Origin of the sequence: Borrelia sp. P9F1 (assembly GCF_030436115.1) — a bacterium.
Classification (GTDB): Bacteria; Spirochaetota; Spirochaetia; order Borreliales; family Borreliaceae; genus Borrelia.
The window spans coordinates 580682-597139 of sequence record NZ_CP129407.1 but is presented as its reverse complement, the minus strand read 5'-3'; the positions used below and the strand labels follow the sequence as shown (position 1 = coordinate 597139).

Annotated in this window: 15 protein-coding genes and 1 tRNA gene; 6 read left to right on the top strand and 10 right to left on the bottom strand. The window is 35.4% G+C overall.

The genetic code is table 11. The features are described from left to right. Window positions 1-4: 4 nt before the first annotated feature. Window positions 5-88, top strand: a tRNA-Leu gene (locus QYZ68_RS02940). Between the two features lie 44 nt (window positions 89-132). On the opposite strand, the gene QYZ68_RS02935 is transcribed toward QYZ68_RS02940, so the two are convergent. The 7 genes from QYZ68_RS02935 to QYZ68_RS02905 form a co-directional block, all read right to left on the bottom strand. Beyond that, complete coding sequence (locus QYZ68_RS02935) at window positions 133-1485, bottom strand: Sapep family Mn(2+)-dependent dipeptidase (RefSeq protein ID WP_301384076.1); 1353 nt, start codon at window positions 1483-1485, stop codon at window positions 133-135. Window positions 1486-1605: 120 nt separating this feature from the next. After that, window positions 1606-1980, bottom strand: a complete 375-nt coding sequence (locus QYZ68_RS02930; protein ID WP_301384075.1) for a response regulator — start codon at window positions 1978-1980, stop codon at window positions 1606-1608. 77 nt (window positions 1981-2057) lie between these two features. After that, entirely contained in the window at window positions 2058-3827 is a 1770-nt protein-coding gene (locus QYZ68_RS02925) for a BB0569 family chemotaxis protein (RefSeq protein WP_301384074.1), read from the bottom strand. Next, entirely contained in the window at window positions 3827-4978 is a 1152-nt protein-coding gene (locus tag QYZ68_RS02920) for a chemotaxis protein CheB (protein ID WP_301384073.1), read from the bottom strand. Before QYZ68_RS02920 ends, QYZ68_RS02925 begins: the two co-directional genes overlap by 1 nt. 57 nt (window positions 4979-5035) lie before the next feature. After that, the gene (locus tag QYZ68_RS02915; protein ID WP_301384072.1) at window positions 5036-7198 is read right to left on the bottom strand and encodes a chemotaxis protein CheA; all 2163 of its coding nucleotides are present in this window, start codon (window positions 7196-7198) and stop codon (window positions 5036-5038) included. A gap of 24 nt (window positions 7199-7222) precedes the next feature. After that, window positions 7223-7534: an STAS domain-containing protein gene (locus QYZ68_RS02910; RefSeq protein WP_301384071.1), complete on the bottom strand. Its 312-nt coding sequence runs from the start codon at window positions 7532-7534 to the stop codon at window positions 7223-7225. Window positions 7535-7549: 15 nt separating this feature from the next. After that, window positions 7550-8086 carry a chemotaxis protein CheW gene (locus QYZ68_RS02905; protein ID WP_301384070.1) on the bottom strand — a complete coding sequence of 179 codons (537 nt, stop codon included), beginning with the start codon at window positions 8084-8086 and terminating at the stop codon, window positions 7550-7552. Between the two features lie 206 nt (window positions 8087-8292). Between QYZ68_RS02905 and QYZ68_RS02900 the strand changes: the two genes are divergently transcribed. The 4 genes from QYZ68_RS02900 (at window position 8293) to QYZ68_RS02885 (ending at window position 10755) form a co-directional block, all read left to right on the top strand. Beyond that, the gene (locus QYZ68_RS02900; RefSeq protein ID WP_301384069.1) at window positions 8293-8862 is read left to right on the top strand and encodes a BAPKO_0422 family outer member beta-barrel protein; all 570 of its coding nucleotides are present in this window, start codon (window positions 8293-8295) and stop codon (window positions 8860-8862) included. Window positions 8863-8949: 87 nt separating this feature from the next. Next, window positions 8950-9459 carry a DUF3996 domain-containing protein gene (locus QYZ68_RS02895; RefSeq protein WP_301384068.1) on the top strand — a complete coding sequence of 170 codons (510 nt, stop codon included), beginning with the start codon at window positions 8950-8952 and terminating at the stop codon, window positions 9457-9459. A 128-nt stretch (window positions 9460-9587) separates the two neighbouring features. Continuing rightward, complete coding sequence (locus QYZ68_RS02890) at window positions 9588-10103, top strand: BAPKO_0422 family outer member beta-barrel protein (RefSeq protein ID WP_301384067.1); 516 nt, start codon at window positions 9588-9590, stop codon at window positions 10101-10103. A 112-nt stretch (window positions 10104-10215) separates the two neighbouring features. Next, window positions 10216-10755, top strand: coding sequence for a BAPKO_0422 family outer member beta-barrel protein (locus QYZ68_RS02885; protein WP_301384066.1), 540 nt, complete (start codon window positions 10216-10218; stop codon window positions 10753-10755). Here the strand turns inward: QYZ68_RS02885 and gnd are convergent, their stop codons facing one another. Beyond that, a complete protein-coding gene (gene gnd / locus QYZ68_RS02880) occupies window positions 10756-12150 on the bottom strand; it encodes a decarboxylating NADP(+)-dependent phosphogluconate dehydrogenase (protein WP_301384065.1) in 1395 nt (464 codons plus the stop codon). Between the two features lie 119 nt (window positions 12151-12269). Between gnd and htpG the strand changes: the two genes are divergently transcribed. After that, a complete protein-coding gene (gene htpG / locus QYZ68_RS02875) occupies window positions 12270-14117 on the top strand; it encodes a molecular chaperone HtpG (RefSeq protein ID WP_301384064.1) in 1848 nt (615 codons plus the stop codon). 33 nt (window positions 14118-14150) lie between these two features. Here htpG and crr read toward each other — a convergent pair whose 3' ends face one another. Beyond that, window positions 14151-14720 (bottom strand): PTS glucose transporter subunit IIA, encoded by a 570-nt coding sequence (gene crr / locus QYZ68_RS02870; RefSeq protein ID WP_301384063.1) that lies wholly within the window; start codon window positions 14718-14720, stop codon window positions 14151-14153. Between the two features lie 2 nt (window positions 14721-14722). Further along, window positions 14723-16444 carry a phosphoenolpyruvate--protein phosphotransferase gene (gene ptsP / locus QYZ68_RS02865; protein WP_301384062.1) on the bottom strand — a complete coding sequence of 574 codons (1722 nt, stop codon included), beginning with the start codon at window positions 16442-16444 and terminating at the stop codon, window positions 14723-14725. Window positions 16445-16458: the final 14 nt, after the last annotated feature.

Genomic DNA, 16458 nt, shown 5'->3' with positions numbered 1-16458 from the left:
CGTTGCCGGTATGGCGGAATTGGTAGACGCGTCAGACTCAAAATCTGATGAGGGTAGCTTCGTGTCGGTTCGACTCCGACTACCGGTATTTGCGCGATTCTTTTAACCAGAAGACGATCATCCTCTTAAAAGCTAAACCCTCTGGCTGTTAAGCCTACTAATAGCTTCCTTATAAATTGAAACAAGCTTTAAAAGATCGCTCTCTCTCATATGTTCGTTAGTTTGATGCGCTGTATTGTGCGCCCCCTTAAAGAGAGGACCAAAAGCAACACAATTCTTTAAAGCCCTAGAATAAGTCGCACCGCCAATAGCAATAGGCCCAGCATCAACTTCTCCTGTAAAGTCCTTATAAACCTCAATTAAAGTTTTCACAAAATCTGAATCAGAATCAACATAAATAGGATCAAGATAAGAGACCTCATTATAAATTAAAGAATACGGAATCAGAGCATCCTTTATTAAGCTCACCAAATCTTCTCTCTTAAAGTCCACAGGATATCTCATATCAAAAGACAAAACCTGATTAGAAGTTTTAGATAAACTAATCTTTGTTAAACAGAGGGTGAGTTTTCCAGATTTCAAATCCTCCAAGACTTTACCAAACAGTTTCTCACCATTGATAGTAAACCCAACTTTGTCCTCAAAAAAGTTGATAAAATTAGCCTTCACTCCCAAAGCTTTGATGATATTTAATGCATAAGGAGCAACATTAACTCCAACATCAGGCAATGAAGCATGTGCCGAAGCACCATGAATTACAACGTTACTTTCGTGAAATTTATATCTAATCCTATCCCCAAAACCATCAAGTAAAATTCTAAAGTCCTCTCTATTAGAATCCCCAAGCTCAAAAGAACATTCTCCAGGAATAACATTATATCCAGTACCAAGGTTGAAATCCATAAAACCCCTCTCTTCACTAATAACATCAAACTGCAATAAGCCCTTCTCCGCATTAACAACTGGAAAATCTGCATCAGGAGTAAAAGAAAAATCGGGAAGCACTTCCCTTTTTTTATATTGCTCAATACAACGCCATAAAGTTTCCTCATCCGTACCAAAAATCATCCTAAATCTCTTCCTAAAAGAAAAGCCTTCCAAAACCAACGACTTAAAAGCATAAAGAACAGCCATCAAAGGCCCCTTATCATCTAAAATACCTCTAGCATAAACATTGCCATCCCTAAAGCTAAGGGAAAATGGATCTGAATGCCACTGGGACAAATTCCCAACATCAACAATATCAACATGTCCCAAAATACCTATAAGTTCATCTCCCTTCCCTATCTCAGCAAAACCATAATACCCATCTTCAGCCTTGTAAACTTCAAACCCGATACCCCAAGCCACCTCTAAAACCTTATCCAAACATAAATCAATCTGTTCACCAAAGGGCTTATCTTTTAAAGGAGAACCCGTGGCACTACTAAACCCGACTAACTCCCCTAAGTCAAAATAAAACCGCTCCTTCAACTTGAGATCCATAAGAGCCTCCCATAAAATCAAATCCTTATGTCCTATACCCCCCCCCCGGAGTGCAAAACATAAAAAACCGATCATACCCGAAGTAACTCCAAACCCCAAACTCAACCCAGAAAATACAAGCTAAAATATTTTTGATATCGTTTGCATGAGAGTATCAGGGTTGAAAGGCTTAACAAGCCACCCGGTAGCACCCGCCTTACGTCCCTCATCAACCTTTGATTGTTCAGACTCAGTTGTAAGAACAAGTATTGGAACAAAACTTCCAAATTCCCTTATCTGTTTGATCACCCCTATTCCATCTAAATTAGGCATATTTATATCTGTAATAACAAGATCAAAATCCTTGTCACTCTGCCCAACAGCTTCCTTAAACTTAGTTACACCATCCAAACCATCCTCCGCCTCAGAAACGTCAAAACCATTCTGTTCTAAAATATAGGCAACACTTTGTCTGATGGCTCTATTATCGTCTATAACTAAAATTCTCTTCTTCACTCGACACTCCTTAACTTACTCCCCTCATGTAAAGCCTCCAAAAATCATCCAAAACACCCTCGGTAATTATATAAAAATTAAAACAAAATTACACTACCCTCATCTAATGATTGAACATCTTTTTCATCCTCAATAAGAGACAATAAATGCTTTTTGTGTATAAACAAAGTAAACCTATTAGCAATTCTTCGAACAAATTCCCTGTCTTCAATCTCAACAGAGTCAACACCACTCCTAGACAACTCTAAATCAAGCTCAAAGTTAATATCTTTCCCCATATCAACCACTAGCTTTTCGATATCTAAAAGACTACCTTTCAAATTTTTAATATTGTAAACCTCTATCTTAATTTCTTCAAATATCTCTAAAAAATCAACCGAAAACATTTCGTAAGACAAAATATTATCAATAGCAATATTTTTTATCTCATAAATGTTACTCTTTATCTCCATAAACAACTTTTTAAATTTTTTAAAATAGCTCTTCTCAAGATAAAACCTATTATCATAATCCTTTACAACTTTCTCAAAGAAAAATATTATTTGATCTAAAAACTCGCGTCCTTTATTAATGTTTAAATCAATATTGCCAATAATTTTTGACATCTCAGAAATATTACCTTCCATATCCTCAAGTTCAATCCTCTTTACAACCTCTATTTTAGAAGCTACATTAATATTTTGAAACCTAGCAGAAATAGCTGCAATATTTGAAAACATAAACTCTAAAGATTTAACAAACTTGATCTGCTCATAATAAAGACTTAAAAAATTAGAATTATTTTTCTCTACATCGTCTATTCTATTAAGTAAATTCGATAAAATAACTGAAAAAGACTCCACAGTCCTTGCTATATCAATGTATAAAGAGTTTTCCGCTTTTAAATCATTAATAGTCTGAATAGATGAAATAGATGTGTCAACGAATTCCTCAAACACAGCCAAATTTTCATCCAATTTATCAATGACATCTCTGATTATCATTCTGGACGTATCTGTAAAGATAGACAAAAATTTCAATCGCTGGATTTCACTTGTATCTCTAAATTTAAAAACATCAACATTAGAATACATAATGTTTAAATGATATAAAGACTGAGTAAGTCTATCCTGAAACTGAAGATAAGAAACAGCATTTACAAATTTGAACTTAAATTCGCTCAGTGTATCCAATATGCTATCATAAAAAGCAATAACTTCACCAATCTCTCCCGAAAATTCATCTATATTCTTCATCAAACTATCTTTAAATTCTTCAAGAATCTTATTCTCGGCCATATTGTTTTCACGTACCTGTTCCTTAGACCGATCAAGTCCAGCCTTAATATCCCTCCCCCTACTAGTAAGCTGATCCGCCTGTTTGATCATAGATTGAGTTAAAATTTTAATCTCATTTGTAATGTAAGAAAAAGCCCCACCTGCTCTCCCAGCTCTTAAGGCAACCGTTAATGTATTAATAGACATTATCTCCATATCAAGAGAACTTTTTTTCATCTTTTCAATCACATCTTCAAGTATTTCTATGTCCTTAACTTTATCTTTTATAACGCTAAACTGAGCTTCAAGTGAATCGGTTGAAGCATTAAAATAAGACACAAAATCATTCAATACTCTTATAGCTTTATAAATAAAATTATTTAGAGAATAATCATTTTCGATATCAAGATCAGAAATAAGCCCAACACTGAAAGACAGATCTTTAATATCTTTTGAAAGTTTTTCTATCAATTTAGGAATTGATTTGCTTAAATTTGAATAAACCCGCCTCGATCGATCGTCAAAATTACTAAGCTCAGCAAACAACTTACTAATGTAAAGGTCCACATCAAAACGCTTATCTTCGCTCATTAAGATCTCCTTAAAATACATTCTGATATTTTATTTAAAGGAAGAACCTTATCTACAGCACCCACTTTTATTGCCTCCATGGGCATTCCAAATACCACAGATGTAGCCTGGTCTTGAGCAATGTTATAAGCCCCATTATTCTTCATCTCAAGCATACAAGCAGCCCCATCATCCCCCATTCCCGTAAGCATAACCCCAATAGCATTCTCCGCCGCATACATAGCAGCAGAACGAAACAAGACATTAACCGACGGCTTGTGTCTACTGACCAAAGGTCCGTCTAACAAGTTAACAAAATAACTACCACTACCATATTTTACAATCAAATGATAATTACCATTTGCAATTACCACAAGACCCGGTCTTAAAATATCTCCATCCTCAGCCTCTTTCACATCAACTTCAAACTCGTTGTTTAAACTTTTTGCAAAAGACTTTGTAAATCCCCCCGGCATGTGTTGCACAATAACAATTGGAGGGGAATCTTTTCTGAAATGCCTTAAAAATACTCTTAAGGCCTCAGTTCCTCCTGTTGAAGATCCAACAAAAATCACCTTCCCAGTTTTTTGTTTGTTAATAACACCCTGATACTTTAAAACAACATCCGGATCATTCTTAGGCGCAACATTAATAACATCCGCAACCTTATAGCTCTTTGTTACACCAGAAATATCCGCATTAGATTTCTTAACCCTAGGCTTGGGAGAAAAACTAGGTGCTTTAATCCTTTTAACATCAAAAGAAACAGTACGCTTATTACTGCCAAGCTTTTTGACCTCAGACTTTACCAAACTTAAGTAGTCACTTCTAAATAAGTTGACGACAAGCTTGAAATTAAGCCTATTGATTACTAATTTAATCTTATCTTTCTTATTCTCAAGAAATCCAAAATTCGGATTTCTTTCATCTTCAGCTATAAATACAACAGGAAGTGAAATATTGTTAAGAACATTTTCAAGAGCGCTTCCAAAATTAGACTTAGCAGTATTCTCATCAATAACAACCAAATCGGGAAATTTTTGTAAAAAAACATTAATGAGGTTTAAAGAATTAGATCCCGGATTTAAAACCTCAACATCCAAATCTTGACTGAAAGCCCTGACAAAAATCTGTCTTATTAAACCCTGATTATCAACTATCAATATCTTCATTTCCATCTCTTAGTATACTCTACATTGCCGAAACCCAAAATGTATAATCAAAGCATGCTATTTTATAATTTTGGTTATAGTATCAATATCTATTACTAGCGCCAAACTACCATCTCCAAGTATTGTAGCTCCTGACACTCCCTCTACCCTAGAATAAACTTTCCCCAAAGCCTTTATGACAGTCTGATGCTGTCCCAACACTTCATCAACTACAATTCCTATCTTTCCACTATTCGTATTAACAACAACAACATGCTCACTAGCACTTCTTTCCTTAGATATCTCAAAAAACTCCCGCAGACGTATATAACTAATCATGCTCCCCCTATAGTTCATAACATTATTATTGCATTCAAGTCCACATTTCTTAGACATCAACTTATCGGCCTCAAGACAAGATTCAACACTGGAGAGAGGCACGATGAAATGTTCATCCTTGACTCTTACCAACCAACCTTCAATAATCGCCAAGGTCAAGGGAAAAATCAATTTCGTTCTAGTATATTTCCCAAGATCACTCTCAAGAACAACACTGCCCCTTAAAGACTCCACCTGCTTCCTAACAACATCCATCCCAACGCCCCGTCCAGATATACTAGTTACAACACTAGCCGTTGAAAACCCAGGTTCAAAAATTAGATTATACACATCAGCTTCCGACAAAGTTTTTGAAACAGTTTCAGATACTATATCCTTCTCTACAGCTTTCTTAATTATCTTAAGCCTGTCAAGCCCCCTACCATCATCCTCAATAACCACGATAACAGAGTCTCCCGACTGATGTGCAGAAAGCTTAATTACACCTTTAGGATCCTTTCCAGCCTTTACCCTCTCATCTACTGACTCAATACCATGGTCAATTGAATTCCTTATTAAGTGCACCAAAGGCTCATTTAATTTCTCAATAATACTTTTGTCAAGAACAGTGTCTCCACCCTGAGTATGATAAAGAATGGATTTCCCAAGCTGAGCAGATAAATCCTTAACTATTCTTTGAAACTTTACAAATAAAATTTCAATGGGAACAGTTCTAAGTCCTGTTGTATAATCCCTGAGTTCGTTAATAAGCAAAGAAAACTCAGCTGAAATCGAGTTTAAAACATTGCTACCCTTATTCTCAGCCTCTTTTGAAAGCTTAGATTGGATTGTCACAAGTTCACCAACAAGATTTACCAAGTGATCTAACTTTTTTGAATCAACCTTAATACTTGCAATATTGACCTTGCTTTTAGCAGTAACATCAATAAAATTAAAATTACCCCCATCACTCCTAGAAGACACCTTGCTCTCAACTTCCCTAGTTTTTGACAATAAACTCTGTTTTGCAGAAGACACCTCCTTTAGATCACTACTTGCCCTAACTTCATCTGATTCTAATAAGTCAAGGTCATCCTCGGGTATCTCATAAAACTTGTCAACTTCTTCAACAACAACTTTTGACTGCTCGTCTAGGAACACAAAAACATCTTCTATGGCGTTCCTACTCTCTTCTGTCTCTAATTTCATCTCCCATTTAACATAAACATTATCAGGAGATATTAACTCTAAATCAGGAATATTCCCCACCCTAGCCTTAATCTGGCCATTACCCAAATTCAATATTTTCTTCAATAAATTAATTGGTTTATGACCATGAAACAAAATTCCCCTTGCAGGCTTGAAAATAATTCTATAAACCTTAGTTGCAATATTTAAAGCCTCATCCTCAAATCCGCCCTCCGAAGATAATTCAGAGGAAGACTCCTCTCCACCCCCACCAGGCGAATCTATTTGAACCTCACAACTAGAACTAGATTCCAAGTCGCCACCAAGTTTAACATCAGCAGACGCTCCTATTCCCATTTTAATCGTCTCTATTAATTCCTTCTCTCGAGTTTTAAATTCAACCTCACCAATAGCCTCATCTCCTTCAATTAACTCGCGAATAAAATCAACTGCCATTAAAGTAGAATCAACAGTAGCTTGATCAAATTCATCAGACCCTTCCTTGATAGGATCAAGTACAGTCTCTATCTCATGAACAAGAGAAGCAGTAAAATTAAACCCAAACATCCCAGCGCTGCCCTTTATTGTATGAAAATTTCTAAAAATAGAATTAATAACTTCTTGTCCCGATTCAAACTCAATATTCAGAAGTGCCTGTTCAATATCTGAGATGTTTTCTATGGACTCTTCTTTAAAAGAATCTCTAAATTTATCAATCATATCTCTAGTGTTCATAAGCTTCCCTTTAAATACATAAAACTAAAATTCAACCAAACTAGGCCCTAAATTCAAATTATCAACATCCTCAATATCGCTTAAAAACCCACCATACAACAACGAACTTAAAACTTCGTCGGATGGATATTCTATCTTTAAAAATAACTTTCTACTCTTAGCGTACTTATTAGAAGCATACAAAATTTGTATGAAAGTAATGTCAATTTTTTCTACATTTGAAAGGTTAACAGTAAGAGTATCCCCCTCCTGCATATCTTTGAAAATATCCAAAAGATCCTCCTTAACCCTAAAAATGTTATTTATTACAAGGTCCCCTTCTGGCTTATAAAGCATAATACAAAACTCCTATTACTCATTATCAGGATCATATATCGTAGTATTTCTAAACTTGGAAAGCTCCTTAATATCAAACAAATTCTCTATGTCAAGAATAATGATAAACCTATTTTTACTCTTACCAATCCCTGAGATAAACCTAGCGTTAAACCCAGTACCAATCTTTGGGGTATCATCAATACTAGCCGGATCTAATTCAAGAACTTCATTAACATAATCTACCAAAATCCCAAGATTAAACTCATCACCCTCATACGTCAGAGTCAGTATGATGATATTTGAAACATCAACCCCTTTGTTTTTCTTAATCTCCTCCTCGCTAATCCTACGTTCCTCCATACCAAACTGTCTTCTAATGTCGATTATGGGTACTATTTTCCCTCGATTGTTAATTATACCCGCCATATAATCAGGTGTTCTTGGTATTTTAGATATTTTAGTGTATTCTAATACCTCAACTACATATTTAATCTCGATGGCATAGAGTTCATCCAAACTAAACAAAAGATACTGACTTAGCATACTCTGCAAATCCGTTTCTAATTCCATAAGTGCCTCTTAATGATAGAACTAATAAACAAGTAGAATGTCATAATGTCAATCTTTGTAACCCCACATTATTCCACACACCGCTAAACACCAATTATAAATCAAAAATTTAAATACTAAATAAATGTGAAATAATGTTAAAACATTATTTATAATGGGCATGTAGGCTACTACTGATTAGCTTCTTAAATATAGAGAAAACGCAAATGCTAAGCAAAAAATTATTATTCATGCTGTTCTTATTGGCAACACTAACTCCTGCTCACATATTTTCAAGAGAAACCTCAGAAAACGGTTCTACCACGACTAAAATGAATAATCCCCCCAATCTTTGCTCAAGAGGAAAGTTCGGGTTTGGTATTTTCTTTCCCTTTCCGACAGGAATGGAATTTAGTATAAAAAATTTTGACCTCGGTATAGGGATGATACACACAAGTATTACAAATCTTTTTTCGAAAGAACTCATGTTCTATACACATACTCATTATATATTCTCAGATCTACATATTTTAAATGCTTTCTTTTTTTTTATGGGTGCTGGTCTATTCTTAGAAGTTGGTAGCACGTCAGAAATATATGGACAAAGATCTTATTCAGGCGTTAGCTATAAGATTGGATTGTCTGTTCCCTTTGGAATAAAGTACAAAATGTTAGGTGATAATTTTGAAATCAGCATAAGGACTTCTCCGTCTCTTTTTATCGGACAGACTCCCAGTAGGCAATTTATATTCCCAATAAGGGGGGATTTATCTGTAGGAATAAAGGGTTGGATTTAAAATTAGATTACTCAGGTCACTACATTAACACAAATCTGTTGAATTTCTCTAATCTAGGATTACATATTCCTATAGAGGGGGATTATTATGAAAAAAAAGATTGCAATTGTTATAATGTTGGCGTTGTGCTTGAGTCCTGTTTTTGCGAATTCAACGGCAAGAAGTAAATTTGGTGCGGGGTTTTTGTTGCCTTTCCCTATTGTATTAGAATTAAGCATTGGGAATGTGGATATAGATTTTGGCCTTTACAACGGTGCAAACAATTTATTTAAAGACTGGAGAACGTTATTTCTTGCACTAGATTACATCTTCTACTTGTACACCTTCCCGGGGGCAGCTAACATTTTAGAATTTGCTGTGGGGGGTGGCGCATATGGCACTATGTGGTTATCGAGATGGGGTAATGGCCAAGCAAACAGTGGTCCAGTGAGCGTAGGTGCACGACTGCCCTTATTTTTAAACCTTGCAGTGTCTAGGCATAGATTTGATTTATTTTTAAAAGTAGCGCCTGGTCTTGGAATGAATATTTGGAGCGGAGGAGTGGGTTTTAGATGGGAAGTATTTGCAGGACTTGGATTTAGGTTCTGGTTCGCGTAAAAAATATATAACTCAGAGGAGGTGTTTTTGCTCTTTAAACGTACTCGGAATATCAGGCAAGACTACAAATTTCATTTTAAAGCGTTTGCGTATATACTTAACAGGCAGAGTTGTGGATATAGGGGAATATGGGAAAGACAGTGTTGATTTTAGTCTTATTATTGGTTGCTATTGGCACCTCGGCAGACGATTTGTATTCAAGTCGAGGAGCCTTTGGCTTTGGAGTAACGGGACCTTTCCCAAGTACATTTCAACTAGTCTTGGGACCCAACATTGAAATAGAGATTGGACTTTACAATGGGTTGAAGAATTTGTTTCAAAATGCCAGTACAATATTTTCTTCTTTGGAGTTTGTAACCCCTACATACAATTTGATAGAGGAATACAATCTGATAGATATTGCACTTGGAATTGGTGTATATGGTATGTGGTGGATATCGAAGTGGAATCGCACTCAGAAAGTTTATGGTTCAATGAATATTGGGGGGCGCCTATCTTTTATACTAAATTTCTCAGTTAGTAAAAAATTGTTTGACATTTTTTTAAAATTAGGACCCGGTGTCAATATTTGGGGAGGAAGTTTCGATTCGGCTCGAAAATGGGAGATATTTGCAACTCTGGGGCTCAGGTTTTGGATTGTATAAAATCTTTAAACAACACACTAGTAAAACGCCTGTAGTGTAACTTGCGGGCCTTTGTTTAATCCTTAAAACTAGTATGTGATATAATGGCATGTGTTTAATTATTGGAGGCATAGTGAAAAAACTGATACTAATAATATTTTTGCTATTAATTACATGGGCTGATACGTTTGGAAGAAATTCGTACCTAAACAGAGGAGTGGGATTTGGAGGCAGCATTGGAAACCCCATGTTCAATTACATTATGTCCTTCCCGTTCATTGACGTCGAGATAGGGTATGGGGGTACAAATGGAATAATTTTATCCGGCCGTGGCATTGACTCAAAAAAATACGACTTCAACCTGTTTGCACTTGCAGCTCTAGATTTAATCTTCACAGTACCCTTAATGGAAAGGCTATCCATTGGATTAGGCATCGGAGGCAGCATACACATAGCATCTCGCAAATCAGATTTAATAAACCTACAATTGGGATTTGGAGTCAGAACACCAGTGGTCCTTTTCTACGACCTAACAGAAAAGGTAGAAATGGGTTTTAAAATAGCACCTTCAATAGAATTTATATCAAACACAAGATCTCTTGCATATCACCACCTCTATGCGGGTCTTAAGACAAATATAATTGGAGGAATATTTGCAAAATACTATATCTAACTATTGCCAATTACTATGGAAAAACTCACCCAGCTTCGAATCCAGTCTTTCGAACTTATGTGCCCCGAAGAAGTCTCGCTGAGCCTGTATTAGATTGGTTGGTAAGTAATTAGTAGAATAAGAATCCAGAAACGAAAGGCTTGCATAAAATACCGGTAAAGGTATTCCGATTTCGCTAGCTTTTGAGACTACCCTTCTTAGGGACTTGTGATGCTTCTTAATTATCTCTAAAAAGTAGTCATCGAAAAGCAGATTGATAAGGTGAGGATTTTTGTCGTACGCTAGTTTAATCTTTTCTAGGAAAACACTCCTAATTATGCAACCCTCTCTCCAAACCAAAGAAATTTTTCCCAAGTTTAAATCCCAACTATAATTAACAGATGCCGACTTAAGCAACATGAACCCCTGAGCATAAGCTAATATCTTTGAAACTAAAAGGGCATAATAAAGATCCAAAATCCAATCACTAAGATCAAATTCAAATGGCCCTAAATCCATTTTAAGAATGTCACTAGCGATTACCCTTTCATGTTTTAATGTGGAGACAAACCGTGCGAACACAGACTCAAAAATCAAATTTGCTGGCACACCTGTCTCAAAAGCTTCAATTGAAGTCCATTTGCCAGTACCCTTTTGATTTGCAACATCCAAAATCTTATCAAGCAAATACTCATTATTTTCTTTGTATTTTAGAATACTAGATGTTATTTCCACCAAATAACTAGAAAGCTCTCCCTCATTCCACTTTTCAAACACTTCTGCGATCCTCAAATTATCTAAATTAAAAGCTTTCTTCATAAAAAAATATGCTTCACTAATAAGTTGCATATCGGCGTACTCAATCCCATTATGAATCATCTTTACATAGTGGCCTGCTCCATTCTCACCAATATAAGCAGAGCAAACATCTCCCACCCGTGTCTTTGCAGCTATCTCATTTAAAATAGGTTCAATTAACTCATAAGACTTTCTGCTACCTCCATACATCAAAGAAGACCCAGACCGAGCGCCCTCTTCACCCCCCGAAATTCCAAGTCCAACAAAATAAACATCCCTAGAGAATAACTCTCGTTCTCTTCTCATGGTATTCTTGTAATGAGAATTTCCGCCGTCAACGATAATATCAAATTTTTCAACTAGAGGTAGAATTTGCTCAATTACCTTATCCACAGCTGAGCTTGATATCATTAAAATAATTTTTCTAGGTTTTTTTAAACTTTTAATAAAACTCTCAACATCTTTAAATCCAATAATCTTCCTATGAGCATTGTTTACAAGAAAAACCTCAGTCCTTTCATTGTCTCTATTATAAACAGAAACATTAAACCCGTTATCAGCAATATTTAAAGCTAAACTGCTACCCATAACACCCAACCCATAAACACCAACATCCATCGCATTGTCCCCTATCTTAACTTTTCATTTCAAACAAAGCCACTTTATTCATTATTTTCAGATTATGTTATATCATGGAAAAAGTAAAGATTAAACCAAGCGAAAGAGGGGGAAATTTCATGAAAAAACAGTTTGACACAGAAGTTAATGACTTGCTTTATTTAATCATACACTCTCTTTATTCCCATAAAGAGATATTTTTACGAGAACTAATATCAAACGCTTCTGATGCAATTGATAAGCTTAAATTTTTAAACCTAACAGATGAAAAATTTAAAGGTATTAACCTAGATCCAAAGATAGAAATAAGTTTTGATGACAAAATCATTAAAATCAAAGATAACGGTATTGGAATGAATAAAGAGGATCTAATGAATCATCTTGGAGTAATTGCAAAATCAGGCACTAAGGAATTTATTAATAACTTAAAAAAAGATGAAAAAAAAGCCTCAAGTTTAATTGGACAGTTTGGAGTTGGCTTTTATAGTGCTTTTATCGTGTCAGAAAAAGTTGAAGTTAGAACAAGAAAAGCTCTAGAAGAGAATGCCTATATCTGGTCTAGCGATGGGAAGACAGGGTATGAAATAGATCAAACGGAAAAAGATGACATGGGCACCGAAATAACCCTTTATCTTAATGAAGAAGGAACTGAGTATACTAGTAAATGGAAAATTCAAGAGATTATAAAAAAATATTCAAACCATATTAACTATCCTATATCCATTAAATATAGGGAACCCTTAATGAAAGATGGAAAACAAGAGGGGTTTGAAGACAAAGAAGATAAGGTAAACGAAACTACAGCAATTTGGATAAAAAACAAAAGTGAAATTACTGATGAAGAATATAATGAATTTTATAAAAATCTGACTTTTGACTATGAAAATCCACTTATCCATATCCATACAAAAGCTGAAGGAAGCATTGAATACATAAACCTTTTCTATGTTCCAAGCAAGGCTCCTTATGACCTATACTACCCAAATCCCAAACCTGGTGTGAGGTTATTCATAAACAGAGTTTTTATCACAGACTCTGAGGGTAGCTTACTTCCAAATTATTTAAGATTTATAAAAGGAGTAATAGATTGCCAAGACCTACCGCTAAACGTAAGCAGGGAGATTTTACAGCAAAATAAAATACTATCTAAAATAAAGTTATCTTCTGTAAAAAAAATACTAGGCGAACTTGAAAAATTAAGTGAAGCAGATTCTTCCAAGTTTGCTGAATTTTCAAAAGAATTTGGAAGATGTTTGAAAGAGGGAGTTTATTCTGACTTTGATAATAGAGAAAAACTCATATCTTTGATTAGATTTAAATCTTCTAGCGTGGATGGATTTGTCTCTTTGAAAGAATATAAAGGTAGAATGCCTGAGGGCCAAAAAAGTATATATTACATAACTGGGGGGAGAGAAAACATACTAAAAGCCAATCCAATTGTAACTGCCTATAAAGAAAGAGGATACGAGACTCTTATTATGGATGACGAACTTGATGAGGCTATTTTAAATTTTATGACGGAATACGACGGAACAAAACTGAAAGCAATCAATAAAAACGAAACAAGCGATGAATTAAAAGATGAAAACTTTAAAAAAACCGAAGAAGAATTTAAGGATATCTTGTTAAAAGTAAAAGAAATACTTAAAGACCAAGTTAAAGATGTTTTGTTATCAGCCACATTAATCAAAGAACCATCAGCAATCATTATTGACAGTGCTGATCCTACCTATCAAATGCAAAGGATTATGCTGTCAATGGGACAAGAAGTGAAAGAAACAAAACCGATCCTTGAGCTAAATCCAAATAACAAAATCGTTAAAAATTTAAAAAACCTAGACAGCGAGAACTTGGAGAAAATAAGCATCATACTCCTTGAAGAAGCAATAATAACATCGGGCTTGCCTAGCAAAAACCCAAGTCAATTTATCAACATTCTAAACGAAATTTTAGAGAAAAATATATAATATGTGTAAAGTAATGAACAGGGGCGCATGCCCCTATTTTTTGACTCTAAGAACCAGATCCTTGCCAGCCTCAACGGGCTTGGTTTGGGATATCTTATTTCTGACATCTTCTGTTAAAGAAGCAGAAGAAGGTAAGATATATTCAGAACCATCATCAAACCTGCCAAATACGTACTCAATATTCGAAACCTCATCAGAATTTGCAATAACAACGGGAGTAACCACTGATTCCGCATGAGCCTTTAAATAGTCAAGATCAAGTCTAATAACAACATCTCCCTGCTTCACGCTCGACCCTTCTTCAGCAACCCTTGTAAACCCCTTTCCATTCAAATTAAGAGTATTAATACCAAAGTGAACAAAAATTTCAACGCCCTCTTTAGTCTCAAGACTAAAAGCATGATTTGTCTTGAAAATCTTACCAATAGTTCCATCACAAGGTGCAACTAACTCACTGCCCGTAGGAACAATAGCAACCCCATCACCAACTATTTTCTCAGCAAACGCCTCGTCCGGAACTTTATCGATTGAAACAACCTTGCCACTAACAGGTGCTATCAAATCCAAAGTAGCTACCTTTTTAAAAAAATCTAAAAACCCCATAACTAATCTCCTATAAATTTATCTAAATATTTCAAAGTCTCTGACTCTAACTTACTACTCAATACTCTATTAGCTAATTCACCAAGCTCAGATATTGTATATTTCTTTAGTAAATACTTAATCCTAAGCGAAGCGCTAGGGACCATACTCAAAGACCTAAATCCAAGACCAACAAGAATTAAAGCTCCAGCCTCATCTCCCCCAAGCTCGCCACAAACAGACACATCAATTCCAGAGCTACTCCCAGCATCAAAAACATGCTTAATTAGTCTTAAAACAGCAGGATTATACTTATCATACAAATTTGATATCTTCTGATTACCACGGTCCACCGCTAAAGTATATTGAGTCAAATCATTAGTCCCAATACTAAAAAACTTCAATTTATTGGAAAGTTCAGTAGCAATTAAAGCCGCAGAAGGTACTTCTATCATACAGCCTACTTCCAAATCTCCATCAAAAGGCAAATTCCTAGATCTTAAATTCTCCCTAGCCCTACCTACAAAATGTTCGATTATATCAATGTCCTCATACCTAGTAAGCATAGGCACCATTATCCTTACCTTGCCATAATGACTAGCTCTAAAAATTGCATTAAACTGCACCTGCACTAACTCTTCATAGTCCATGTACATCCTCAGCGCACGATACCCCAAAAAAGGGTTATCTTCCTTTGGAAAATGAAGATAAGGTATCTCTTTATCGCCTCCAATATCAAGAGTACGAATAGTAACAACGCCCTTCTTCTCAACAGTTTCCACGACTTTCTTATAAGCTTCAAACTGCTCCTCCTCCGTAGGTGGCTTACCAGATTCCATATACAAAAACTCTGTCCTAAAAAGCCCTATCCCCTCAAGCCCATACTTATTAACATAAGAAATATCTGCAGGAGTTCCAATATTAGCCTTTAAAGATATTGTAACGCCATCTTTCGTCTCTGCCTTTTTATCCTTTAATGAAAAAAGCTCTTCCTCCATCTTACTGTGTTTTAACATTTTATTCATGTATTTATTAAGTTCACTAGTTGATGGGTTATTAATAACAATCGAAGAGAGTCCATCAATGATCAACCTATCGCCATCTTTAATATTGCTAATATCTGAAGGAGACATAACAAGAGCTGGCAATTCCATTGTCCTTGCTAAAATAGCAGCGTGAGAAGTTTCACCACCAACCGTAGTCAAGAATCCTTTAACATAACTTAAATCAACTTGCATTGTATCAGAAGGAGTTAATTCTTCAGTAACCAAAACTACATCTCTATTAATTTCAGACAGATCAGTTAATTGCCCTAAAATATTTGAAACAAGCCTATTCCTAATATCTCTGAAATCAGAGGCCCTCTCCTTTAAATAAACATCCGTGTACTCCTCCATACCCTTAATCAATTCTTCAAAAGATAAATAAACAGCGTAAGCAGCACCACAATTTTCATACTTAATAAAATTTAAAACGGTATCTGTAAGCTCATCATCTTCAATGATCAACATCTGACCCTCAAAAATACCCTCTTTATCAGCACCAAGCTGGTCCGCCGCCTTCCTTGTAAGCTTCTCAAGTGCAGAAATAGCCTTAACCTTAGCGTCATTAAACTTTTTTATCTCACTGTCAACTTGAGAAGAATCAATTTTTGATTTATTAATCAAATTATCAAAATCTTTTTTAATAAAAAGAGCTTCTCCTACACCTATCCCCTTAGATATTCTTTTTCCCGATAAAGTCATACAAACCTTCCAAG